At 72.2% G+C, this 24594-nt stretch carries 19 protein-coding genes, 1 tRNA gene and 2 pseudogenes; 5 read left to right on the forward strand and 17 right to left on the reverse strand.

Annotation, left to right across the window (positions count from 1 at the left end; translation table 11 throughout):
- Window positions 1-712 (reverse strand): FG-GAP repeat domain-containing protein (locus CC117_RS14815; RefSeq protein WP_198541864.1); only part of this gene is annotated, 712 nt, incomplete at its 3' end.
- Window positions 713-1074: 362 nt separating this feature from the next.
- Between CC117_RS14815 and CC117_RS39040 the strand changes: the two are divergent.
- Window positions 1075-1314, forward strand: a pseudogene (locus CC117_RS39040) (KUP/HAK/KT family potassium transporter); the annotation flags it as partial.
- Window positions 1315-1399: 85 nt separating this feature from the next.
- A pseudogene (locus CC117_RS39045) lies at window positions 1400-1774 on the forward strand (KUP/HAK/KT family potassium transporter); the annotation flags it as partial.
- A 772-nt stretch (window positions 1775-2546) separates the two neighbouring features.
- Here CC117_RS39045 and CC117_RS14825 read toward each other — a convergent pair.
- The 5 genes from CC117_RS14825 to nadD all read right to left on the reverse strand — a co-directional run bounded on the left by CC117_RS14825 (window position 2547) and on the right by nadD (window position 5233).
- Window positions 2547-2981 carry a hypothetical protein gene (locus tag CC117_RS14825; RefSeq protein ID WP_071084531.1) on the reverse strand — a complete coding sequence of 145 codons (435 nt, stop codon included), beginning with the start codon at window positions 2979-2981 and terminating at the stop codon, window positions 2547-2549.
- A gap of 123 nt (window positions 2982-3104) precedes the next feature.
- Window positions 3105-3181, reverse strand: a tRNA-Ala gene (locus tag CC117_RS14830).
- 51 nt (window positions 3182-3232) lie between these two features.
- A complete protein-coding gene (locus CC117_RS14835; RefSeq protein ID WP_071084533.1) occupies window positions 3233-4000 on the reverse strand; it encodes a histidine phosphatase family protein in 768 nt (255 codons plus the stop codon).
- On the reverse strand, window positions 3997-4392 hold the full coding sequence (rsfS, locus tag CC117_RS14840) for a ribosome silencing factor (protein WP_071084534.1): 396 nt from the start codon (window positions 4390-4392) through the stop codon (window positions 3997-3999). Before rsfS ends, CC117_RS14835 begins: the two co-directional genes overlap by 4 nt.
- A gap of 238 nt (window positions 4393-4630) precedes the next feature.
- Window positions 4631-5233 (reverse strand): nicotinate-nucleotide adenylyltransferase, encoded by a 603-nt coding sequence (gene nadD / locus CC117_RS14845; RefSeq protein WP_198541866.1) that lies wholly within the window; start codon window positions 5231-5233, stop codon window positions 4631-4633.
- A gap of 286 nt (window positions 5234-5519) precedes the next feature.
- Here nadD and pgm point away from each other — a divergent pair, with 286 nt between their 5' ends.
- Entirely contained in the window at window positions 5520-7202 is a 1683-nt protein-coding gene (gene pgm / locus CC117_RS14850) for a phosphoglucomutase (alpha-D-glucose-1,6-bisphosphate-dependent) (protein ID WP_071084538.1), read from the forward strand.
- A gap of 21 nt (window positions 7203-7223) precedes the next feature.
- Here pgm and CC117_RS14855 read toward each other — a convergent pair whose 3' ends face one another.
- From CC117_RS14855 to rplU, 8 genes are all read right to left on the reverse strand, one after another.
- The gene (locus CC117_RS14855) at window positions 7224-8576 is read right to left on the reverse strand and encodes a DUF4349 domain-containing protein (protein ID WP_071084541.1); all 1353 of its coding nucleotides are present in this window, start codon (window positions 8574-8576) and stop codon (window positions 7224-7226) included.
- A 152-nt stretch (window positions 8577-8728) separates the two neighbouring features.
- The gene (locus CC117_RS14860; protein WP_071084543.1) at window positions 8729-10156 is read right to left on the reverse strand and encodes a vWA domain-containing protein; all 1428 of its coding nucleotides are present in this window, start codon (window positions 10154-10156) and stop codon (window positions 8729-8731) included.
- Between the two features lie 168 nt (window positions 10157-10324).
- The gene (locus tag CC117_RS14865; RefSeq protein WP_071084648.1) at window positions 10325-11257 is read right to left on the reverse strand and encodes an AAA family ATPase; all 933 of its coding nucleotides are present in this window, start codon (window positions 11255-11257) and stop codon (window positions 10325-10327) included.
- A gap of 212 nt (window positions 11258-11469) precedes the next feature.
- Window positions 11470-12726 (reverse strand): glutamate-5-semialdehyde dehydrogenase, encoded by a 1257-nt coding sequence (locus CC117_RS14870; RefSeq protein WP_071084544.1) that lies wholly within the window; start codon window positions 12724-12726, stop codon window positions 11470-11472.
- Between the two features lie 141 nt (window positions 12727-12867).
- Window positions 12868-13983 carry a glutamate 5-kinase gene (proB, locus tag CC117_RS14875; RefSeq protein ID WP_071084545.1) on the reverse strand — a complete coding sequence of 372 codons (1116 nt, stop codon included), beginning with the start codon at window positions 13981-13983 and terminating at the stop codon, window positions 12868-12870.
- Between the two features lie 3 nt (window positions 13984-13986).
- Window positions 13987-15660: a GTPase ObgE gene (gene obgE / locus CC117_RS14880; RefSeq protein WP_071084546.1), complete on the reverse strand. Its 1674-nt coding sequence runs from the start codon at window positions 15658-15660 to the stop codon at window positions 13987-13989.
- A 242-nt stretch (window positions 15661-15902) separates the two neighbouring features.
- Complete coding sequence (gene rpmA, locus CC117_RS14885; RefSeq protein WP_071084547.1) at window positions 15903-16199, reverse strand: 50S ribosomal protein L27; 297 nt, start codon at window positions 16197-16199, stop codon at window positions 15903-15905.
- Window positions 16200-16203: 4 nt separating this feature from the next.
- The gene (gene rplU / locus CC117_RS14890; RefSeq protein ID WP_018634864.1) at window positions 16204-16521 is read right to left on the reverse strand and encodes a 50S ribosomal protein L21; all 318 of its coding nucleotides are present in this window, start codon (window positions 16519-16521) and stop codon (window positions 16204-16206) included.
- Window positions 16522-17062: 541 nt separating this feature from the next.
- Here rplU and CC117_RS14895 point away from each other — a divergent pair.
- Entirely contained in the window at window positions 17063-17695 is a 633-nt protein-coding gene (locus CC117_RS14895; protein ID WP_071084548.1) for an MFS transporter, read from the forward strand.
- A 141-nt stretch (window positions 17696-17836) separates the two neighbouring features.
- On the opposite strand, the gene CC117_RS14900 is transcribed toward CC117_RS14895, so the two are convergent.
- The gene (locus tag CC117_RS14900; RefSeq protein ID WP_407673537.1) at window positions 17837-20692 is read right to left on the reverse strand and encodes an Rne/Rng family ribonuclease; all 2856 of its coding nucleotides are present in this window, start codon (window positions 20690-20692) and stop codon (window positions 17837-17839) included.
- A 355-nt stretch (window positions 20693-21047) separates the two neighbouring features.
- On the opposite strand from CC117_RS14900, the gene CC117_RS39050 reads away from it, so the two are divergent.
- Window positions 21048-21500 (forward strand): hypothetical protein, encoded by a 453-nt coding sequence (locus tag CC117_RS39050; protein ID WP_241830116.1) that lies wholly within the window; start codon window positions 21048-21050, stop codon window positions 21498-21500.
- Window positions 21501-21771: 271 nt separating this feature from the next.
- On the opposite strand, the gene CC117_RS14905 is transcribed toward CC117_RS39050, so the two are convergent.
- A complete protein-coding gene (locus CC117_RS14905; protein ID WP_084132146.1) occupies window positions 21772-22485 on the reverse strand; it encodes a TIGR03936 family radical SAM-associated protein in 714 nt (237 codons plus the stop codon).
- 31 nt (window positions 22486-22516) lie between these two features.
- Entirely contained in the window at window positions 22517-24592 is a 2076-nt protein-coding gene (locus CC117_RS14910) for a TIGR03960 family B12-binding radical SAM protein (protein WP_071084554.1), read from the reverse strand.
- Window positions 24593-24594: the final 2 nt, after the last annotated feature.

The raw sequence follows: 24594 nt of genomic DNA on the forward strand, positions 1-24594 counted from the left end.
GCGGGGGTTGGAAGGTGCCGTCGCCGTTGCCCAGCAGGACCGACAGTGTGGCGTTCCCGGTGTTGGCGACGGCCAGGTCGGTGGTGCCGTCACCGTCGAGGTCACCGACGTCCATCGCTGACGGGCTCGGCCCGGTGAGGTAGGGCCGCGAGGGCCGCAGGATGCCGTCACCGTTGCTGAGCAGCACCGACACCGTGGCGTCGTACTGGTCGACGACGRCCGCATCGGCGTTGTCGTCGCCGGTGAGGTCGGTCACCGCCACCGTGGACGGACCCGACCCCGTGGGGTAGGGCTGCGGGGGTTGGAAGGTGCCGTCACCGTTGCCCAGCAGCACCGATACCGTCGCGTCGTACTGGTTGGCGACGACCAGGTCGAAGACACCGTTCCCCCTCAGGTCGCCGATCCGCACCCCGGACGGGCCGGGCCCGGCGAGGTAGGGGACCGCCGGCTGGAAGGTGCCGTCGCCGTCGCCGAGCAGGACCGACACGGTTCCGTCGCCGGTGTTCGCCACGGCGAGGCTGTCATTGCCGTCCCCGGCCAGGTCGCCCACCGCCACATCGGCGGGACCTGACCCGACGACGTAGATGACCGCAGGGGCGAACAGCGTGGCAGCCCGCGCCGTTCCGGGCACGACAACGAGCGCGGACACGGCCAGCGTGACCGCCGCGAGCGGTCCGGCAGCGCCACGCCCGTGGGCGGTGCGCCCTGTCATGCACGTCTCCGTGCCGAGGTCCGACGCCCCGGTTCGAACGTACCCATGCAGCCTCTCCCGTCCAGGTGCCTCGCCGCGGCGCCCGCGCATGCACAACACCGGATGCCGCCTCCACCCGCCGAGCGAGACGGCATCCGTGATCGGCTGATCAGCGCGGGTATCGRCCCGCGTCACCGAGGAGCCGGAAGTTCCGCGCCTCGCCTGGTCTCCGAGGCTGGCGCACGGCCTGATGGTGGCCCGGCAATATCCTCAACAGCCGCAGCGACACTCGCGCATGTCACGATGGGCAGTAGATCGTTTTCGAGTGGCACCGACCTCCTTCCACACGATCCGACCGGCCGTCGGCTCAGCCCGGATACGGGATGGCCAGCGGGTGTGACGCCCTCCGTACCCTTCAGACGGTGTTCAACCCGAACGACCCGCATCCCGTCCCGGTCARCACGGACAACGTGTTCGGCGTGGTGTCCCTGGCGTTCTGGTCCGTCACGATCATCGTCACGGTCACCTACGTTCTGCTGGCCATGCGCRCCGACAACGACGGCGAGGGCGGCATCATGGCCCTGATCACCCTGYTGCGCCGGTTGGGAACGGAACAGGGTGGCCGGACCGCCGCGGTACTGGCAGGGTTGGGCATCTTCGGGGCGGCGCTGTTCTTCGGCGACCCGGACACCATCAGCGGCCCGTCTGGTCCTGATCGTGTCGGTCGAGACCCTGCCGGTGCCTCGCGTGCCGGCGAACGAGCGGATCGCCCTGGACGATCTGGGCTACACCGACGACGGCATCAGCCACATCACCGCACGGTACGGCTACATGGAGACGCCACACGTGCTCGGCGCCCTCAGAACGATCGACCCGGCCATCGTCGAAGGACGGCAGCTGAACCTGGACCAGGCGTCCTACTTCCTGTCCAAAATCGAGCTTCGAAGCGGGAAGGCGCCGACCATGGCACGCTGGCGCAAACGCCTGTTCATCGCGACCTCATACACCACCGCTGACGCCGCCGAACACTTCGGCCTCCCACGCGACCGTACCGTCATCATGGGCTCACACATCGAGGTGTAGCGGCAGTGAAGAGTCATCGGAGCCCACATCGCCATCTCCCCCGCATTACCGTCTCTGTCGTTCCCGCCTCGCTGTTCGCTGATTGAGCAACAGTGGCCGGTTCCTCTACGTCGACTCATCAGGGCGGGTCGTGGACGTCTGRCTGGTGACCGACGCCGGAACCGATCGATGCCTCCGGCGGCGTCGTTGGAGACCCTTCCTGCCAGTGACAAGAGGTTCGTCTGGGTAGATACGYATGGCTGCGAGCAGTGCCTCCAGCGCTCACCAGAACCATTCATAGCCGATTTTGCATTGCCTCTTCCGGACGACGCAGGGCGGCGACCTCAGTACCAGCGTCCGATCTCCCCTCGAGACCTCCCGCAACGGCTGCACGTCAGTGCAGGTATGGCGCGGTCACTGGTATCGCAGATACGATCGCCAAGCCAAATCCACGCCGGCCGGACGGGGGCACGGGGGTCGCCCCCCGAAGAAAATTGCGGCCCGCCAGGAAGCCAACCAAAGGTTGGCGACCATGACGGGCCGGCTCGTGGAGCTGAGGGGATGGACCTTGAACCCCGATCTCGTCCGCTACCCGCGTGAATACGAAGCACCCCGCACGCACGGTGGTGCCCGGTAGCCGTTCAACTCCGTACAGCGGAGGGCCCGCCGGGGACGTCCCCGGCGGGCCCTCCGCGTCTCACGACCCGCATCTCTGGCCGCCAGCTTCGGCAAGCATCCTGCAAGCGCGTGCCCGCGATCCGGTCGCGGAGAAGGAGTGTCAGGGCCCTCACGATTATCCTGTCGCGCCTTCGGGGTGAGGGCCGACGGGTGATGCGAGTTCCTGTGGTCTCCAGAGTTCACCGAGTTCGACGAACACCGCGCCCTGTCCCGCGCCCGCGAGACCCTCGCCCTGTGTGAAGGAGAATGGCGCAACCTCGATCGCGTCCTGGACCAGATTCTCGCGCTCCGCGAGGACAGCCATACCCTCTACCGCACGGCACCCGCCACGGTGAAACGGCAACTCAACCAGGTGGTGTTTCACCGGTTCTGGATCGTCGACCGTGGCATCGCCACGGCGGATCTGCACCCGCCGCTGACCCAGCTCCTCGGAAAGGATCTTGACCAGCGGCTCGCCACCGAGACCCAGAATCTGATCAACACCCAGAGAACGCCAGAGAACTCCGGGACCCCCGACCCACGACTTCCCCCACCGGATCGACCGTCGCACTCGCCTACGGCGACACCAGACCCCATGGCGGACAAACAGATACGCCGCCCGGTACTGGCCCGGACGGCGTCTCAATGTTCCGAAAACAGAGGAACCACGATCTGGATTCGAACATGGCTGCTTTGGTGGAGCTGAGGGGATTCGAACCCCTGACCCTCACACTGCCAGTGTGATGCGCTACCAGACTGCGCCACAGCCCCATATTAAATTCAGCTGCCCGTACTCTACCGGACGAAATCTGATCCTGCTCTTCAGCCGCTTGTCGGCCGCGTCTGCAAGTATACAGGTTCCGTATCAGCTGTTGTCGGCCCGTCCTGCGTCGGCAACAGGGCCTCCGACAGTGGGTTCGGGGTTGGGCGCCTTGTTCCGACGCTGTGCCCCGGCCCGACGCTGTCGACCTTATCAGGCGCCGGGGCGGCCGTGGTGAGGGGGCCGCTGTTGTGCTCCGCAAGCCGGAAGCCGCCGTGCTCCTGCCGGAGCACGGACCACCGACAGTTGCGCAGTGGCCCGAACACCCACCAGTTCTCCGGGGGTACGCCGAGCACCCGCCCGATGAGCGCCCGCGCGGTACCGCCGTGCAGCACGAAGACGGTCAGGCCGGCGGGGTCGGCCGGTCTGCCCTCGCTCAGGATCTCCTGCAGGAGCGCGTACGCCCGCTCCGCGACCTCCTCGTAGGTCTCACCGCCGCCGCGGCGGATGTCCTCACCGCGGCGCCAGGCAGCGTCCTCGGCGGGGAACCGCACCGCCGCCTCGGCCCCGGTCAGGCCGGACCACGCACCGAGGTCGATCTCACGCAGCCGGGGGTCGGTCCGTACGGGCAGCCCGATCCGGGCGGCGGTCTGCTGACAGCGCAGCAGATCCGAGGAGACCACGAGCTCGGGGCGCAGCGCCCTGATCACCGGCCCGACCGCGTCGGCCTGCCGGGCGCCGGTCTCGTCCAGGGGCACGTCCGCCTGCCCCTGGAAGCGGCCGGCGTCGTTCCAGGACGTCTGGCCGTGGCGCCAGAGGAGCAGCCTCACCGGGTTTCTGCCGCACCGACACCGACAGCTGCGTCGGCGTCGGTGAAGGGGATGACCGGGCAGTCCTTCCAGAGCCGCTCGAGGCTGTAGTAGGTGCGCTCCTCGGCGCGCTGCACGTGCACGACGATGTCGGCGAAGTCGAGGAGGACCCAGCGGCCGTCACGTTCGCCCTCGCGGCGCAGGGGCTTCGCGCCCATGGCCCGCAGCTTCTCCTCGACCTCGTCGACGATGCCCTTCACCTGGCGCTCGTTCTCGGCCGACGCGATGACGAAGCAGTCGGTGATCGTGAGCCGCTCGCTGACGTCGAGGACGAGGATGTCCTGGCCGATCTTGTCTGCGGCGGCCTGGGCGGCGGCGAGGGCGAGCTCGGTGGCTCGCGGCGAAGCGGTCACGCTCGTGGGTCTCCAGAAGGTTCGGGGCCACGCGTCCGTCGRCTGCCCCGTCGCACGTTGGCGCCGCTGTCGGTGCCGGCACCACCCGCTCGGGGCATCCCGCAGGACGCRCCGGCCACCCGCGGATCGGGCGGCCACATCCAGCGTGACACACCGACGTGCGGATCGGCGACCATGTTTTCCGCCATCGGGTCGAATGTTCCCCCGCGCCGGACCCGCCGGGGCAGTACCGCCCGGACTATCCGGGTCCGCCCGGCTCCCGCGGGACGGGCGGGAGCGGGTCGTACAGCCCCCGCTTCACGATGTAGCGGACGACGCCGTCCGGGGTCAGATACCAGATGGGCGCGGCCCTGGCGACCCGCAGGCGGATGTCGGACGAGGAGATCGCCAATGCGGGCACCTCGAGCAGGCTGACCGCCTCGTCGGGCAGGCTGGCGTGGCGGCGCAGGTGATAGCCCGGACGGGTCACGCCGATGAAGTGGGCCAGGCCGAAGAGCTCGGTGTGGTCCCGCCAGGTGAAGATCTGCGCGAGCGCGTCGGCGCCGGTGATGAAGAACAGCTCGTCGGCGGGCCGCAGCCGGCGCAGGTGCCGCAGCGTGTCGATGGTGTAGGTCGGGCCGCTGCGTTCGATGTCGATGCGGCTGACGGTGAACCGGGGGTTCTCGGCCGTGGCGAGGAAGGTCATCAGATAGCGGTCCTCGGCGGCGGAGACCTCGCGGTCGACCTTCTGCCACGGTCGCCCGCTGGGCACGAAGACGACCTCGTCCAGGTCGAACAGCGCCGCGACCTCGCTGGCCGCGACCAGGTGCCCGTTGTGGACGGGATCGAACGTCCCACCCATCACGCCCAGTCGCACGTGGGGACCCTAACCCCCCGCAAAGGCCTCGCGCCCCCGTCACGGCACCGCCCGCGGGATGTCCTTCGTCACGCGACCCGAGGACGGGGACGACCCGGGGCCGGACTGTCACCGGGCGGCAAGGCGGCCAGCGGCCGGCTGGGCGTGCCGGCCGGGCCGAACCCTGTCGGTCACGGCACTAGGCTGACCGGGGAGCCGGACGACATCACGGACGACACCACGGACGGCATCCCGGGACACGCCGTGGGACGACATCCAGGGGGATCAGCCCATGCCGACCAGCCCGCGCGCGGGGCAGCCCGCCGCTCCCGACGAGCTCGTAGATGTGGGCGCGCTGCTCGACGCCTACCAGGACGTTCATCCCGACCCGGCCGACCCGGCACAGCTGGTCACGTTCGGGACGTCCGGCCACCGCGGCAGCGCGCTGCGCGCCTCCTTCAACGAGGACCACATCCTGGCCACAACCCAGGCGATCTGCGAGTACCGCGCGGCCGCCGGCACGACCGGCCCCCTGTTCATCGGGATGGACACCCACGCACTGTCGGCGCCCGCCCTGGCGAGCGCGCTCGAGGTGCTGGTCGCGAACGGGGTGGACGTCCGGGTGGCTCCCGCCGGTGAGGCGACGCCCACCCCGGTGATCTCGCACGCCATCCTCGGCCACAACGGCCGCGGCGCGGGGGCGAGCGCGGGCGCGGCACCGGCCCCGACGGCGGTGGCCGGCGGGGTCGCCGACGGGATCGTCGTGACGCCGTCGCACAACCCGCCGGCCGACGGTGGCTTCAAGTACAACCCACCGCACGGCGGCCCGGCGGACACCGCCGCCACGGCGGCGATCCAGAACCGGGCGAACGACCTGCTCCGGGCGGGCCTCGCCGGCGTCGCCCGCGTCCCCTACCACCAGGCGCTGACGGCGGCGACCGTGCACGACTTCGTCGGCGCCTACGTGGCGGACCTGCCGAACGTCGTCGATCTCGACGCGATCCGCGCGGCAGGCGTCCGGATCGGCGTCGACCCGCTCGGCGGCGCAAGCGTCCGCTACTGGCAGGAGATCGCCGAGCGGCACAAGCTCGACATCGAGGTGGTCAACCCCGCGGTCGACCCGACGTTCGGGTTCATGACCCTGGACTGGGACGGCCGGATCCGGATGGACCCGTCCTCGCCGTACGCGATGGCATCACTGCTGCGGCTGGCAGCCTCGTTCGACGTCGCGCTGGCGAACGACGCCGACGCCGACCGGCACGGCGTCGTCACCCCGGGCGCCGGGCTGCTCAACCCGAACCACTTCCTCGCCGCCGCGATCTCCTACCTGTTCGCGCACCGCCCGGGCTGGCCCGCCGACGCCGCCATCGGCAAGACACTGGTCAGTTCGGCGATGATCGACCGCGTCGCCGTCGGCGTCGGACGCCGGCTGCACGAGGTGCCCGTCGGTTTCAAGTGGTTCGTCGACGGGCTGCTCGACGGCTCCCTCGGCTTCGGCGGCGAGGAGAGCGCGGGCGCCTCGTTCCTGCGCCGTGACGGCGGTGTCTGGACCACCGACAAGGACGGCATCATCGCCTGCCTGCTCGCCGCCGAGATGACGGCGAGCACCGGACGCGATCCCGGGCAGCTCTACGCGGCGCTGACCGAACGCCACGGCTCCCCCGCCTACCGCCGGGTGGACGCCGCGGCGACACCGGCTCAGAAGAGAGTTCTCGCCGCGCTGACCCCGGCGGCGCTCGGCGCCACCACGCTCGCCGGAAGCCCTGTCACGGCGGCGATGACGACCGCACCGGGCAACGGCGCGCCGATCGGGGGCGTCAAGGTGGCGACGGCGGACGCCTGGTTCGCCGCCCGCCCGTCCGGCACCGAGGACGTCTACAAGATCTACGCCGAGAGCTTCCTCGGCGCCGACCATCTCACCGAGGTGCTCGGCGAGGCCCAGACGATCGTCGACGCCGCGCTGGCCCGCGGGTAGCCGGGCTCGCGCGGCGGGGGGTCACGGTGTCGGGCCGTCGGCTCCGTTCCCGCCCGACGGAGCCGGCGGTGCCCCCGATCCGGTCTCCCGCGGGTCGACGGCCGGCGCCGCGGGGCGGCGTAGCCGGCGGGCGAGGCGGACGGCCCCGTAGCCGACGCCAGCGAGCAGGCCGACGAGCACCAGCGGACCGATCAACGCGATGATCACCTCGATACCGCGGACGAACCGGTCCCAGGAGCGGCTGACGGCGTCATCCAACCCGGATGACTCGTCGTCGGGAGCGGGGCTGGAGCCGGCGTCGGCCTCCATGATCCGCACGCTGAGCGTCGCCAGATCGCTGGCGTCGGCGAGCACCATCCGCTGGCCCTCGAGCTGCTCGATCTGGATCTGCACCCCGTCGATCGCCTGCTGGACGGAGAGCGTCTCCCCCACCGTCGTCGCCTTGGCGAGCAGCCCCAGGTAGGCGGCGCGGGACGCCTCCAGCGCACGCTTGCGGGCCTCGATGTCGACGTACTCACCCGTGACATCCCGCGAGGAGGTCGTGGCAGACGAGATCTCACCCAGCTCGCCCAGCCCGGAACGGAGCCGCTCGAACGAGGCGGTCGGCACGCGGAGGTTCACGGTGGCGTACTGGTAGTCGTCATCGGTCGTGGACGAGGTGCCGCTGACCTCGCTCGACTCGACGTAGCCGTCGAGCCCGGTGACCGTCGTCGAAAGCCCCTGGACGGTCCGGTCCACCTGCCCGACCGGCACGAGCAGGGTGGTCGCGCCGTTGCGGACGATGCGTGGCTCGGCGCCCGCCGGCCGGGCCGGCTCACCGCCGGTGCCTCCCGGCTGCCCCGGAACGGTCGAGCTCTGCGCGGGGGCGTCACGGGCCACACCCGGGCTGGGCGCCGCCGCTCCCACGCCGGACGACAGGTCGGAATCCGTCTCCCGCAGGCCTCTCCCCTGGGAAGGGCCCGCGCCGGATGGGCCGGCCGAGTCCGCCTGGACCGTGATCGGAGCGGGCTCGGCCGCCCCGAAGGACGATGTGCCGATCGACCCGTCGTCCAGCTCGTCGACGACGGCACCGAGAGCCACCCCGCCGAGCAACACCGCGGCCAGGATGAGGGCGCCGACGATGATCCGCCGGCGGCGGCGCGCCGCCGGCGCCAACACCGGATCCGTCTCCCCCGCCCCGCCCGTTTCGATCGACCCGCCGGCCCGGTCCTCGCCGCCGCCGGCCCGGTCCTCGTCACCGGTGGTCCGGTCCCGGGCGGCGTCGGCGTCGGCGCGCGGGCGGGCGGCGTCCGGGCGATCCGGCGTGGTCCTCCCGGGGGACGTCGGTTCCTCGGTATCCCGGGTCGCCCCGGGGGTCGTCGTACTGGTCGCCATGCGGCACCCCTCCGTCCGAGCACCCTGGTGAACCCCACGGACGTCCCGCCGGGCCACTGGTGGATGACACGGCGGACGCACCGCGCGTCAGCCGTCGAAGGGTTGGACGCAGCCACCCGGCAAACGGTTCACTCTGGAACAGAGCGGATTTCTCAGGTGGGCAGCAGCCGCTCGATGAAGTGCTGGAGCTGCTCGACGTTGCGGCACTCGACCATCTCGTCGACGAAGTCGGCGTAGGCGCCGGTGGCGGAGTCGCCGGAGCCCCAGTAGCTGCGCGGCTCCGGGTTCAGCCAGTAGGAGTGCCGGGCCTGCGCGCACAGCCGGCGGAACACCGCGGCCGAGGTCGCCCGGTAGTTGTTCCGGGCGTCGCCGAGCACGAGCAGGGAGGTCCGCGGGCCGACGGCGTCGGGGTACCTCTCGGCGAAGACGTCGATGGCGTGGCCGTAGTCGCTGTGGCCGTCGAACCAGACCAGGTCGGCCTCGGTGGCGATGCGGGCCATCATGTCGCCCAGGTCGAGGCCGCGCAGGAAGCGGGTGACCTCGTCCGTCGTGTCGATGAAGGCGAAGGCGCGGACCTTGGAGAACTGCTCGCGCAGCGCGTGGGTGAGCATGAGGGTGAAGTGGGCGAAGGAGGACACCGATCCGGACACGTCGCACAGCACGACCAGTTCGGGCTTGTGCGGCTTGTGCGGCCGGTGCTTCGTTTCCATCGGCACGCCGCCGGTGGCCAGCGAGGCCCGCACCGTGCGGCGGAAGTCCAGCCGCCCGGACCGGCCGAGGCGGCGCCGCGCGGTCAGCCTGGTCGCGAGCCGGCGGGCCAGCGGGTAGACCTGCCGACGCAGCTCGACGAGATCACGCTGGGAGGCGCGGAGGAAGTCGACCTGGTCCGCGAGCGGCTTGACCGCGGACTTCTCGACGGCCTCGATGCCGCGCTCCTCCGCCATCCGGCGGCGCACCTCGGAGGACACCATGTCCTCGAAGGCCTTGATCCGGTCGGCGATCGTCTGGCGGGCGATCCGCTCACCGAGGCCGCCGCGCTCGTCCTCCCCGAGCATGGCCGCGAGCAGGTCGGCGATGAGCGTCTCCGGGGACATGGCCCGCAGCACCCGGTAGATGAAGTAGCTGCGCTGCCCCGGCCCGTTCTGCGCGGCACCGAAGGCGCTGACCGACCGGCGGGCCAGGTCGCGGAGCCGTTCGTCGTCACCGTCGAGCAGGGCGTCGCGGAGGATGTCGCGCATGGCGCGGCGCAGCTCCTCCAGCTCCTGCGGGGTCAGCTCGGGGGCGTCGCCGGCCGGCCCGTCGGATGCGAGCGCCGGCCCACCGACGCCGTCCGCGTCCGCCAGCGCGACACCGTCACCGATGCGCGGCGGGAAGTAGAGGTCGAACAGCGAGTCGAACGCGTTCCGGTACAGCGGTCGCTTGCACATGGTGGCGGCGAACGCGGACCGGACAGCGTTCCGGTCGGCCCACCCGACGGCGCCGACCGCGCGGACGGCGTCCACCGTCTCGGCGCTGCTCACCGGGACGTTCGCACGGCGCAGCGCGGCCGTGAACGCCACGGTGCGGTCAAGCAGGTTCATCGGGACCTCCGGTCCTGGGCCTGGGCCTGGGCTCGCCTTTCGCCTGGCCTCGGGCGGGCCGAGGCGGGGCGGGCCCGCCGGGCCCGGCTGGCTCTCGGCCCGGCAGCCGCCGGCTCCGCGCCAGCGCCGTGGGGTGGCGCCGGCAGCCGGCGCCGGTGGTTCGTGCCGTCAGTTGGCGCCGAGCTTGAGCTGGCTGATCGCGCGTGCCTGGTCACTGGCGTGCTTGAGGACCACGCCGAGGGTTGAGGTGACGGCCGCGTCGTCCATCGTGTCGAAGCCCAGCGCGAGGACCGTCTGGCCCCAGTCGATGGTCTCGGCGATCGACGGCGCCTTCTTCAGCTCCATCGCCCGCAGCGCCCGGACGATCCGTACCAGCGACTCCGCCATCTTCTCGGGGAGCTCCGGCACCCGGGACAGGACGATCTCCTTCTCCCGGGCCGCGGAGGGGTAGTCGAGATTGAGATAGAGGCAGCGGCGCTTGAGCGCCTCCGACAGCTCCCGGGTGGCGTTCGAGGTGAGGATGACGAACGGGCGGCGGGTCGCCTTCACCGTGCCCAGCTCGGGAATCGTCACCTGGAAGTCCGACAGCACCTCCAGGAGCAGGCCCTCGACCTCGACGTCGGCCTTGTCGGTCTCGTCGATGAGCAGGACGGTCGGCTCGTCACGCCGGATCGCGGTGAGCAGCGGCCGGGAGAGGAGGAACTCCTCGCTGAAGATGTCGTCGTGGGTCTGCTGCCAGGTGCCCGCGCCCGCCGGCGCGCCCCCGGCCACGCCCTTGGGACCGGTGGCGGCCTCGGGAGCCGCGCCRGCTGCCTGGATCCGCAGCAGCTGCTTCTTGTAGTTCCACTCGTAGAGGGCGCGGGCCTCGTCCARCCCCTCGTAGCACTGCAGCCGGATCAGCTCGGCACCGACCGCGCTGGTCAGTGCCTTGGCCAGTTCGGTCTTGCCGACACCGGCCGGCCCTTCGACCAGCAGCGGCTTACCGAGYCGGTCCGCGAGGAAGACCGTGGTGGCGATCGCCTCGTCGGCGAGATAACCCGTCTCCCGGAGCCGCTCCCGCACATCCGCGACATCAGCGAACGCGTATCCCTGCGACGACATGGCCACCTTCCGATCCGGTGCCTGGTAGTACTCCACCGTCCATAGTGCCAGTGGTTGGCAGCACATGACGGATTGACGAGGAATGAGGGCCTCGCGAAATGCTCCGCACCGCACCCACGGGCCACCTTTGCGCCACCGCCACCAGCATTGTCACCAGCGGAAACAGCCAGGTCACCGGCCGTCGCGCAATCCGCGAGGCACCAGCTCCGGTTCTACACCAGATGACCGTCCCCGATACCGAGCCAGGTCGTCGACGTCAGCTCGGCAAGCCCCATCGGCCCACGGGCGTGCAGCTTCTGGGTGGAAATCCCGATCTCGGCGCCCATCCCGAAACGCTCGCCGTCGGTGAAGCGCGTCGAGGCGTTCACCATCACCGCGGCGCTGTCGCAGGACGCGGTGAACCGGCGGCTCGCCGCCAGCGAACGGGTGATGATCGCCTCCGTGTGGCCGCTGCTCCAGCGCCGGATGTGCTCGGCCGCCTCGTCCAGGGAGCTGACGACCCCGACCGCCATGTCCAGCGACAGGTACTCGGTGGCCCAGTCCTCGTCGGTGACCGGCACCGCCGACGGGTCGACGGCCCGCACGGTCTCGTCGCCGTGGATGGTCACGCCCGCGTCCCGCAGCGCGGCCAGCACCCGGGGCAGGAACTCCGCGGCGACACCGGCGTGGACGAGCAGCGTCTCCGCGGAGTTGCAGACCGAGACCTTCTGGGTCTTCGCGTTCACCGTGACGGCCAGTGCGATGTCCAGGTCGGCGTCGGCGTCCACGTACACGTGGCAGTTGCCCACCCCGGTCTCGATCACCGGCACCGTCGACTCCTCGACGACCGTGCGGATCAGGCCGGCGCCGCCGCGCGGGATGAGCACGTCGACCAGCCCGCGCAGCCGCATGAGGTGCTTCACCGACTCGTGGTCGGCCCCCGGCACGAGCTGCACGGCATCCGCCGGCAGCCCGGCCGCCTCGGCGGCCTCCCGCAGAACGTCAACCAGCACCCGATTGGAGTGCAGCGCGGAGGCGCTGCCACGCAGCAGCACCGCGTTTCCGCTCTTCAGGCACAGGCCCGCCGCGTCCACCGTGACGTTGGGCCGCGCCTCGTAGATGATCCCGACGACGCCGAGCGGCACCCGCACCTGGCGCAGTTCCAGCCCGTTGGCGAGCACCCGGCCGCGGACGACCTCGCCGACCGGATCCTCGAGCGCCGCCACCTGGCGCAGCCCACCGGCCATCGCCTCGATCCGGGCCGGGGTCAGCGTCAGCCGGTCGACCAGTGCGTCGGACATCCCGCCCACCCGGGCGGCGGCGGTGTCGACCGCGTTCGCGGCGAGGATGTCGGCCGTCCGGTCGAGGAGCGCCGTGGCCATGCCGAGCAGGGCGGTGTCCTTCGCCGCCCGCGGCAGCGGCGCGAGCACACCGGCGGCCCGCCGGGCTCGCACCGCGCTGGCTCGGACGTCCTCCGCCGACGTGTTCATGACCGCAATCCCTCCGACTGTCCACGACCTCCGGCGCGGGCCCCGGGCCGGCGTCGCCGGCGCGGTCGCGCCGCGCACGACCTTCTCGAGGCTACCGGCGTCCGGTACCCGCGGGCCCGCGACCGGAGCAACTCGCCCCGTTCAGCGCCGGGTGAGCAGCAGGACGAGGTCGTCCCGATGGACGATCTCACGCTCGTAGAACGGGCCGCGCTCGGCCGCCAGGTCCATCGTCGACCGGCCGAGCATGCCCGGAAGCTCGGCCGAGTCGAACTCGACCAGGCCACGGGCCACCGGACGGCCTCGCGGATCGACCAGGTCGACCGGGTCGCCGGCGGAGAACTCCCCCTCGATCCGGGTCACGCCGGCGGGCAGCAGGGAGGCACGGCGGTCGACGACAGCGGTGACCGCGCCGTCGTCCAGGTACAGCCGCCCCTCGGGGGCGGTCGCGTAGGCGAGCCACAGCAGGCGGGACGCCCGTCGCGGACCGGTCGGGTGGAACACCGTCCCGACCTCGTCACCGGCGAGCGCCGCCGCCGCAAGCGACGCCGAGGTCACGACGGTGGGGACGCCACCCGCCGCCGCGATCCGCGCCGCGTCGATCTTCGTCGCCATGCCGCCGACGCCGACACCGGCCACACCGGTGCCGCGGGCGGTGAGCCCGTCGAGGTCGGCGTCCGACCGGACGTCCCGCAGCATCCGGGCCGGACCGAGACGCGGGTTCGACTCATAGACACCGTCGACGTCCGAGAGCAGCACGAGCAGGTCCGCGGACACCAGATGGGCCACGATCGCGGCGAGCCGGTCGTTGTCACCGAACCGGATCTCCTGGGTGGCGACCGCGTCGTTCTCGTTCACGACCGGCACCACACCCAGGGCCAGCAGCCGCTCCAGTGTCGTGCGTGCGTTGCGGTAGTGGGTCCGGCGGATCACATCGGTCTCGGTCAGCAGGACCTGGCCGACCCGGTGCCCGGCCCGGCCGAACGCCTCGGCGTAGCGGTGGACGAGCTCACTCTGCCCGACGCTCGCCGCGGCCTGCAGCGTGGCCAGGTCGCGGGGCCGCCGGGCCAGGCCGAGCGGGGCGAGCCCGGCGGCGATCGCCCCGGACGACACCAGCACCAGCCCACCTGCCCGGCTCACCACCGCGGCGACGAGTGCCTCGACCCGCGCGGTGTCCAGCCCGCCGGCGGCGCTGGTCAGCGAGGAGGAACCGACCTTGACGACGACGCGGGTCGCCTCGGTGACGAAGGACCGTGCCACGGGCTAGCCACGCTCACCCGGGCTGCCACCGGCGGCGTCGCCGCCAACAGCTGTCTCGTCCTGTCCGTCGAAGCCGTCGAAGCCGCCCACACCGTCGCGGCGCGCCGCCCGCTCCGCCCGGGTCGGTCGCCTGGACGTCCGGAACCGCTGGTCGGTGCCCCGAGGACCCATCGGGATGTCCGCCACGGCCCCGGCCCGGATGCCGGACCGGCCGGCTCCCGGCACCCCACCGGACCCGCCGACGGTCGCGACCGTCGGTAGGGGCACCGGACGGACCACGCCGTAGCCGTCCCCGTCCCCGTCGCCCTCCCCGCCGGCTCCGTTGCCGCCCGAACCGTTGCCGTTCCCGCTGCCGTGGGCCGCTTCGAGGATCAGGGCGTCACGGCCTGACAGGGTCGGCTCCCAGTCGAAGGTCACGTCGCCGATGGTGACCTCCACCCCGGGGACGGCGCCCTGGCGCGCCAGCTCCTTCTCCACCCCGAGCCGGGCGAGCCGGTCGGCCAGGTAGCCGATCGCCTCCTCGTTGGCGAAGTCGGTCTGGCGCACCCACCGCAGCGGTTTCGGCCCGCCGACGACGAACCCCTCGCCCTCCGGCCGCACCGTGAAGTCAGGTTCGTTGACCGCCCGCGGGCGCAGGACCACCCGCGGGATGCTCCGGCTCGGTGCCGCGGCCCGCAGGTTCGCGACCAGCTCGGCGAGGGCGAGCGACAGGGCGCGCACCCCCTGGTGGCTGGCCGTGCTCACCGCGTGGACGGCCAGCCCGCGGGCCAGCAGGTCCGCGGTGACCAGCTCGGCGAGCTCGGCAGCGTCCGGGACGTCGACCTTGTTCAGCACGACGAGGCGGGGCCGGTCGGACAGGTCGGTCGTGTAGGCCGCCAGCTCCGCCTCGATCACGTCGAGGTCGGTCAGCGGGTCACGGCCCGGTTCGAGCGTGGCGCAGTCCAGCACGTGCACGATCAGCGAGCAGCGCTCGATGTGCCGCAGGAACTCCAGGCCCAGCCCGCGCCCCTGGCTCGCCCCCGGGATCAGCCCTGGCACATCCGCCACCGTGTAGGGCGGATGATCGCCGGCCCGGACGACCCCCAGGTTCGGCACCAGCGTCGTGAACGGGTAGTCGGCGATCTTGGGACGGGCGGCGCTGAGCACCGAGACCAGCGACGACTTCCCCGCGCTGGGGAAGCCGACGAGGGCGACGTCGGCGACGCTCTTCAGCTCCAGGACGGCGTCCAGCTGCTCCCCCGGCTCGCCGAGCTCGGCAAAACCGGGCGCCTTGCGGCGGGTGGAGGCCAGCGACGCGTTGCCGCGCCCGCCACGGCCGCCGTGCGCGAGGACGTAGGTACTGCCCGGACCGATCAGATCGACGATCTCCTCGCCGTCCGACGAGATCACGACCGTCCCGTCCGGGACGGCGAGGACCAGGTCGTCGCCGTCGGCGCCGTGCCGGTTGGAGCCCTGGCCAGGCCGGCCGCTGCCGGCCTTCTGATGGGGATGGAAGTGGAAGTCGAGCAGGGTCGTGACCCCGTTGTCGACGCGCAGCAGCACATCGCCGCCACGCCCGCCGTTGCCGCCGTCCGGGCCGCCGAGGGGCTTGAACTTCTCCCGGTGGATCGAGCAGCAGCCATGGCCGCCATCGCCTGCAGCGGCGTGCAGAACCACCCTGTCGACGAACGTCGCCATGGTCGGCCACCTCTTTCCTGCTCGTGTCGTGCCGCGCCTACCTGGCACGCACCTGCCCGGACCCAGCCCAGCTCCCCTGCCGCCGCCGCGGTCCGCGGCGGCGGCAGGGGACACACAAGAGCGCCGCGCATGCCACCGGCCGGGATTCGGCGGTGGCTCACGCGGCGCCCAGTGAACGAACTACCAACTACATCCGACTACCAGACGGACCAGCGGCCCGCTCTGGCGCCTGACGGCGAGCGTCAGGCGCTGACCGCGACCTTCTCCGAAGACTCGGCCTGCCCGTTCTGCACCGCGACGATGTTCACGACGCGGCGACCCCGCTTGCGGCCGAACTCGACGTGGCCGGGAGCCAGGGCGAACAGAGTGTCGTCACCGCCGCGGCCGACCAGGTCGCCCGGGTGGAAGTGGGTGCCGCGCTGGCGGACGATGATCTCGCCGGCCTTGACGAGCTGGCCGCCGAACCGCTTGACGCCGAGCCGCTGCGCGTTCGAGTCGCGCCCGTTACGCGAGGAACTCGCGCCCTTCTTATGCGCCATGTCGTCAGGCCTTCCCCGTCTCGATCCCGGTCACCTTGAGGCGCGTGAACTTCTGGCGATGCCCCTGGCGCTTGTGGTAACCGGTCTTGTTCTTGAACTTGTGGATCCGGATCTTCGGACCCTTGACGACCCCGACGACCTCGGCGGTGACCTCGACGGACGCAAGTGCGTCAGCGTCGTGCGTGACCGACTCACCGTCGACCAGGAGCACCGCCGGAAGGTTCACGGCCGCGCCCGGCTCTCCGGAGAGGAGCTCGACGTCGACGACATCGCCGACGGCGACCCTGTGCTGCTTGCCGCCGCTGGCAACGACCGCGTACACCAGATCTCCCTGCTGTTGGATCTTGCATGGGCCGCGCTGGCGGCCCTTCACGTCTGCCCACGTGGTTGACGCCCGCGCCGGCCATCCGATGGAGAACCATCCTGATGACACCGCGCCGCACCTCTGCAAGCAGCCTCCGAAAGAAGCCTGGTTGCGGCATCGAGCGCGCGCCTGTCCCGTGTCCGTCCCACCTTACAGGTCATCTGCGCAAGCGTGAGAAAGGCCTGCCGCCAGCGACCGGCCCGCTCTCCCGACACGGCTCTCACGCCGGATATGGCCGGCAGTTCTCAACCAGTCCCGACAGTTCTCAACCAGTCAACGACCGGAGGACACAGATAGAACCACCGGGATGGGGACACGGGCGATAGGCAGACACCGACAGGGTCATCCTGGCTATGACCCGGACGGGCCATGGTCGGACGCGACGCGCCCGGCAAGCATGTGGGGTCCTCCTCGGCCCGGCGGGATGTCGGCGCAGGTGGGGCCGCACCACCCGAGCGGTGGCCGTGGCCAACCAGACGGCGCGTAAGGGGACGATCCGGTGAACTGGCAATACGTGACCTGGGCGGCCGGCGCGGCCACCGTCGCCGCCCTGATGGTCGCCTGTCGCCCGCTGGTCGCGACCTCCGTCGGCCGCACATCCGCCGCGGTCGGCCGTGGTGCGTCCGCACCAGGCCGTCAGGCACGTCTCCCGGCACCGTCGGCGATCAGGGTTCTCGGGGTGCTGGTCGTTCTCGTCGCCCTGGTAACCGCCGAGCTGACCTTCGACGACCTGATCAGTCCCCCTGCCTGGGCACGGGCCGGCTGGGCGCTCCTGACCGCCGCCGCGGCGATCTGGCTGGCCGCGCACGGCCGCGAGCTGACCAGGGCGACCGGCCCCGACGTCGTCGCCACCCCGGCGGGAACCGCGTCGGGACCGCCACCACAGCCGGGCTCCGGGCGGATGACCGATCCGCTCTCCGAACAGGATGATCTGGTGCAGACGCTGGTGGTCGCGTCCTACGCGCTGCAGATGGGCGACGAGCCACGCGCACGCCAGGCACTGGACGGCGCGCTGCGGCGTTCCCGTGCCACTCTCGACGAGCTGATGCGCCAGCGCGGCGGCCACGGGTTCGTCCGGGCAGCCCCGGCAGCTCCCTCGTCGGTCAGCAGGAACGTCTCCGGCCTGTCCTGACGGGGTCTGCGGCCCGTCCTGCCCGGGCGTCGCCCAATGGCAGTGCAGCGGGCAATGGCAGTGCAGCGGGGCACGGCCCGTTCGCTCGGGTGCGCAGGCCCGGCGATCACCGGCTGCGCACCCGAGCGCCTGGTCAGGGCCTCAGCTCCCGGCCACGTCGGACGGCTGGAGCGTCTCGGCCGGCTTCGACACCGGTCGGGATGCCCGCCGGCGGCGGGTCCGGGCCGGCTTCTCGGTGACGGCCGCGGGGCCCGCCCCGTTCGTCCCCGCGTGCAGGACGCTGTCCGGGTCGTCGGTGTTCGCGAAGACCGCGTTCTCCGTGCTGTCCGACGCGGGAAGCGCTGCCGACTGGCCGGCCGCGACGAGTTCCCGGGCGGCGGTCGCCACCGGGTCACTCAGGCTGCCGGCCTGCCGGGCCGCCTCGATGCCCCGCACACCCCGGACACCGGAGATGGCTGCGACCGCTTCGCCACCCGCACCAGGAGTGACACCGCCGGAGGTGCCGGCGGCACCGTCCTCGCCTGCGGCGGACTCCCCGTCCGGTGACGCCGCCTGCACGTCGCCCTCCTCGGCCACCTCCGGCACCGACGCCGCGGCGGCCAGGGACGGACCGGCGCTCTTCGCCGCCTGCCGAGCCCTGCGCCCGGTCGGGCCGGCCTGCTGGGCGGGCGGCGCGGGGGGCGGCGGCGCGCTCGCGTGCGCCCCGTCCAGATGGATCGTCACCCCGCGGCCGTTGCAGTGTGCGCACGGCTCGCTGTAGGCCTCGAGCAGCCCCTGCCCGACCCGCTTACGGGTCATCTGGACCAGGCCGAGGCTGGTGACCTCGGCGACCTGGTGCCGGGTCCGGTCCCGGCCGAGGCATTCGGTGAGCCGGCGCAGGACCAGCTCGCGGTTGCTCTCCAGCACCATGTCGATGAAGTCGATGACGATGATGCCGCCGATGTCGCGCAGCCGGAGCTGGCGGACGATCTCCTCCGCCGCCTCCAGGTTGTTCTTGGTGACCGTCTCCTCGAGGTTGCCGCCCTTGCCGGTGAACTTGCCGGTGTTGACGTCGATGACGGTCATCGCCTCGGTGCGGTCGATCACCAGCGAGCCGCCCGACGGCAACCAGACCTTGCGGTCGAGCGCCTTCGCGAGCTGCTCGTCCACCCGGTACTCGGCGAAGACGTCCCCGGTGCCGACGTAGCGGCGGACCCGGTCCCGCAGGTCGGGAGCCACCGTGTCGACGTATCCCTCGACGGTCGCGGCCTCGCCCGCGCCCTGGACCACGAGCTCGGTGAAGTCCTCGTTGAAGATGTCCCGGATGACCCGGACGACCAGGTCGGGCTCGCCGTAGAGCAGGGAGGGGGCGCTGGCCTTCTGGGCCTTGTGCTGGATGTCCTCCCACTGGGCGACGAGCCGCTCGACGTCGCGCTCCAGCTCGGCCTCGCTGGCGCCCTCGGCCGCGGTGCGCACGATCACGCCGCCGTTCTCCGGCGTGATCTTCTTCAGGATGCTCTTGAGTCGAGCCCGCTCGGTGTCCGGCAGCTTGCGGCTGATGCCGGCGTTCTGCCCGTCGGGCACGTACACCAGGTAGCGGCCGGGCAGGCTGACCTGGCTGGTCAGCCGGGCGCCCTTGTGCCCGATCGGGTCCTTGGAGACCTGTACGAGCACCGACTGGCCGGACTTGAGCACCTGCTCGATCTTGCGGGGACGCCCGTCGAGGCCCGAGGCGTCGTAGTTCACCTCGCCGGCGTAGAGGACCGCGTTGCGGCCCTTGCCGATGTCGACGAAGGCGGCCTCCATGCTCGCCAGCACGTTCTGCACCCGGCCCAGGTACACGTTGCCCGCGTAGGACGCCGAGCTCGCCCGGGTGACGAAGTGCTCGACCAGGACGCCGTCCTCCAGGACGGCGATCTGGGTCCGGTCACCGTTGTTCTTGACGATCATCCGCCGCTCGACCGACTCGCGCCGGGCGAGGAACTCGGCCTCGGTGACGATCGGAGCCCGACGGCGGCCGCTGTCCCGGCCCTCGCGTCGACGCTGCCGCTTGGCCTCCAGCCGGGTCGAGCCACTCACACCGCGGACGAGGTCGTCGTCCCGGCGGGTCTCGCGCACGTGCACGACGGTGTTCGGCGGGTCGTCGGACGTCGGCACGCTCTCGCCGGTGCCGGAACGCCGCCGACGCCGCCGCCGGCGCCGGGACCCACCAGCCCGGTCATCGTCGGTGCCGTCGTCGGCAGAGTCCTCCGCGCCGTCGTCGAGGTCGGCGCCGTCGGCGCCGTCCTCGTCGGACTCCTGGTCGTGCTCGGCCCCGGGCTCCAGGTCGGCGTCGCCGTCGTCCTCATCGGGCTCGTCGAACACCTCCCGCACCTCGACGCGCCGGGACCGCCGTCGGGCCGGCCGGGCCTCTGCCGCCTCGTGCTCCTCCGCGACGGCCTCAGGCTCCCGAGGCTCCCGGATCGGCTCCTCGGCCTCGCCGTCGTCGTCGGTGAGGTCGGTGGTCTCGTCCTCGCCCCGGGCGCGGCCTCGGCCGCGACGGCCGCGCCGCCGACGGCGGGTGCCACCCGCACCGGTGTCGTCACTGTCCGCATCCAGGTCGGCGTCGGCGCCGAAGGCACCGGCGTCGGCGGCCTCCTGCCCGGCGTCGTCGGCGTCGAACTCCGCGTTCTCGTCCGCCGCCGAGTCCTGCAGGTCGTCGACAGCAGCATCCGCCACCTGCTCATCGACGGCGGAATCGGGCGCCGGCTCGTGGCGACGAGGCCCCCACGGCTCAGGTGCCGCCGGCTCCGGCTGCTGGAACATGATCATGGCTACCGGGCGGCGGGCCGTCGGACGGGTCGCCGGAGCGGCCGCCCCTGCTTCGGTGCCGCTCGTCCAGGTCGGTGTGAACGCCCTGGTGCGCCGCCGCGCCGGGCGTTCGCTCTGCTCGTCGACGGCGGGCGCCGCACCGCTGGTCGCGGACACCTCACCAGCCGCGACAGTCGCGTCGCCGCTGGCGGTGCCGACCTTCGCCACGGACGCCGCCGGGGTCTCGTCAGCAACCGCGATCTCGTCGGCAACCGCTGGCTCATCGGCAACCGCAGTGGCCGCGGTTGCCGACCGGGCTGGCGCCCCGGTCGGGGCAGAACCTTCAGCCGCGACGGATGTCTCGGCAGCAGGACTCTTCCCGGCCTGGTCGGCCGGCATGGGATCTGCGGACGGTCCGTCCACCTGCGGCCCTGCAGCGGCGGGAGCGGTCGGCGCACTCGACTCCACCGGCTCGGCCTTGGTGGCCGACCGACGAGCACGAGTACGACGCGGCCGGGTGGCGGCGGGGGCCGCCTCGTTCTGCTCCGTAGTGTCTGCGGGCGCTGCGGAGACCTCCGCCGCCGTGACCGGATCGGCCGGAGCGGCGGTGGCACCGCCGTCGCCGTTGTCGCCGGCGGAAGCCGGGGCCGCGGCACGGGCCGGGGCGGCGTTGGCCGCCGACCGGGTAGCCCGGCGCCGGGGAGCGGCCGGCTTCTCCGGCGCCACCACCGCCGCGGGCGAGGTCTCGCCGATCGGTGACGCGTCCGCGGGCGGAGCGGCATCAGCGGCCGGTGGAGCATCGGGTGTGGAGGGAGCGGGCGCGGCAGCCGGCTCCGGCCCGGCCGCACTGACGGCTCGGGACACCCGTCGCGGCCGGGCGGCGGTACGCCGTGCCGGCCGAGTGGGTGTCGACGCGCTGTCGGTCGCCGGATCGGCACCGTCGGCGCCCGGCGCCGCGGGCGCGTCGGTGGAGGGCGGTGTGCCGGTGGATGCCGTTACCGGCGCCGGACTCGGCGCCTTCTCTGCTCCGCTCTGAGGGCCGGCCTCGGTCTCCGCCGGATCGGGCGGCGGCCCGGAGGCCCCGGGGGGCGGCCCGGCCGGCCTTCCGGCGGCACGGCGACGACGGGGGGACCGCACGGCCGAGGTTTCCGGCGCGGTCTGCTGCTCTTCGGTGGTCTGGTCTTCGTCGGGCACGGGTTATGAAGCCTCTCGGGCTCCCGGGCGCGCTGCGTCAGCAGTCGCGACCGCTCAGAAGCCACTGTCTCGGTCCGGCGGTTTGYGCCGCCGGCAATCCTGCGACGCCCTCGTCACGCTTCGAGTCGACCTACCGGCCGGGCAGCCTCATCGCGGTCCGGCGCCAGCGGGTCCGCCAGCGTTCCGTCCTCGCGCAGCCGGCCCTGTTCGAGTCGTGTTGGCTCGGGCGGCACCGGCACACTGAGGACGGCGACCGCGGAAAGGGCGGTCAGCACGTCGTCGGGTCGAACGGCGGGCGTCGTGTGCCGTACGACCACGTCCAGTATCGCACAGGTGTCGTTCTCTGCACGGCAAACGGCCCAGACCACAGCCCCGCGTACATCAACACCACGCTTGCCGTCCTTCGTGACCCGCTCTACCACAAGGGATTCCCGGGCCAACAGGACTGCGATGGCGGCATCCAGATCCGCTGTCACCACCCCTGGCAGGCGCAGCTGCCAGCGGGACGCGTCGATCCGGTCGGGCAACGAACGGCCACCGGCGGGCACGCAGTCGAGGACGTCGAGCCCGGGCGGGAGAGCGGCGTCCAGCGCCTGGCGCACCTGCCCCGGGTCCACCGGGGCGGAGAAGGCGATCTCGACGTACTCGGCCTCGCTGGCGGCACCCGTGGGCGCCGCGCCGACCCAGGACAGCCGCGGGTGTGGACTGAAACCGGCGGAGAGGGCCACGGGCAGGCGGGCCCGGCGCAGGCCGCGTTCGAAGGTCCGGGCGATGTCCCGGTGGGAGAGGAAGCGCAGTCGTCCCCGCTTGCCGAACCGCAGGCGCATCCGGGCGACGACCGGCGGCGGGGGCGGCCCCTCAGGTTGACGAGGCACGTGCCGACACCAGGTCCGGGTCAGGGGCGACACCGCTGCCGACGGCGGCGTCATGTCCGACGGCGGCGTCAGGACCCGCGGCGGCGCCCGGGTCTGCGGGCAGGCCCTGGCCGGAGGGGGCGCCCAGGGCCGGGGTGACGCCGACGGAGATCACGGGGAGCAGCGAGCGGCCCGTGGGGCCGATCTGGTTCTCGGTGCCGAATGTCGGGCAGACACCGCAGTCGTAGCAGGGGGTCCAGCGGCAGTCGTCCAGCTCCGTCCCGCGCAGCGCCTCCTGCCAGTCGGCCCACAGCCAGTCACGGTCCAGCCCGGCGTCGAGATGGTCCCAGGGCAGGACCTCGCGCTCGTCCCGCTCACGGGTGGTGAACCAGTCGAGTGAGACGCCGAGCGGGGTCAGCTCCGCCGCGCAGGCCGACTCCCAGCGCTCGAACGAGAAGTGCTCGCTCCAGCCGTCGAAACGACCGCCGTCGCGCCACACCCGCTCGATCACCCGGCCGACCCGGCGGTCACCGCGGGCCAGCAGGCCCTCGATGATGCCAGGACGCCCGTCGTGGTACCGGAACCCCACCGCCCTGCCGACCTCCCGGTCAGCGCGCACGGTGTCACGGAGCAGCTTCAGTCGGTGGTCGGTCACCTCGTGGGAGGCCTGCCCGGCCCACTGGAACGGCGTGTGTGCCTTGGGGACGAACCCGCCGATGGACACGGTGCAGCGAATGTCGCGGTGCCCGCTGGCCCGCCGGCCGGCCCGGATGACCTCACGGGCGAGGTCGGCGATCTCCAGAACGTCCTCGTCGGTCTCGGTGGGCAGGCCACACATGAAGTACAGCTTCACCTGCCGCCAGCCGTTGCCGTAGGCGGTGCTGACGGTGCGCACCAGATCCTCGGCACTGACCGTCTTGTTGATGACCTTGCGCAGCCGCTCGGAACCGCCCTCGGGCGCGAAGGTGAGGCCGCTGCGCCGCCCGTTGCGGGAGAACTCGTTGGCCAGGGTGACGTTGAAGGCGTCGACCCGCGTCGAGGGCAGGCTCAGCGAGGTGTTCGTGCCCTCGTAGCGGTCGGCGAGCTCCTTGGCGATCTCGCCTATCTCGCTGTGGTCCGCGCTGGAGAGGGAGAGCAGCCCGACCTCGGAGAAACCCGTGGCGGTGAGGCCCGCGTCGACCATCGCGCCGACCGTCTCGATGCTGCGCTCCCGGACCGGCCGGGTGATCATTCCGGCCTGGCAGAACCGGCAGCCACGGGTGCAGCCACGGAAGATCTCCACGCTCATCCGCTCGTGCACGGTCTCCGCCAGCGGGACCAGCGGTGCCTTCGGGTACGGCCACGAGTCGAGGTCGGTCAGCGTGTGCTTGGCGGGGCGGGCGGGGATGTCGTCCCGGTTCGGGGTGACGACCTGGATCCGGCCGTCCGGCCGGTAGCTCACGTCGAAGAAGCCCGGCACGTAGACGATCCCGAGGCGCGCGAGGCGGTGCAGCAGCTCGGTTCGCCCGCCGGGCGAACCGGCTGCCTTCCACACGCGCGTGATCTCGGTGATGCGCAGGACCGCCTGCTCGCCGTCACCGAGGACGACCGCGTCGACGAAGTCGGCGATCGGCTCGGGATTGAAGGCGGCGTGCCCCCCGGCGATGACCAGCGGTCCGTCGGTGCGGTCGGCGGCGTGCAGGGGAAGACCGGCGAGGTCCAGGGCCGAGAGCAGGTTCGTGTAGCCGAGCTCGGTGGAGAAGCTGATGCCGAACAGGTCGAAGTCACCGACGGCGCGATGGGCATCCACCGTGAACTGCGGGATGCCGTGCTCGCGCATGAGCGCCTCGAGGTCCGGCCAGATCGAGTAGGCGCGCTCGGCGAGAACGTCYGGCTGCTCGTTCAGGATCTCGTAGAGGATCTGGACGCCCTGGTTCGGCAGRCCGACCTCGTACGCGTCGGGGTACATCAGGCACCAGCGGACCGTGGCGCCGTCCCAGGGTTTGACGACCGAGTTCCCCTCGCCGCCCACGTACTGGACCGGCTTCCGGACCCGTGGGAGCAGTGGCTCCAGGAGAGGAAACAGCGACTGTCCGGACATGC

It is taken from the genome of Parafrankia colletiae, assembly GCF_001854655.1.
Taxonomy (GTDB): domain Bacteria; phylum Actinomycetota; class Actinomycetes; order Frankiales; family Frankiaceae; genus Parafrankia; species Parafrankia colletiae.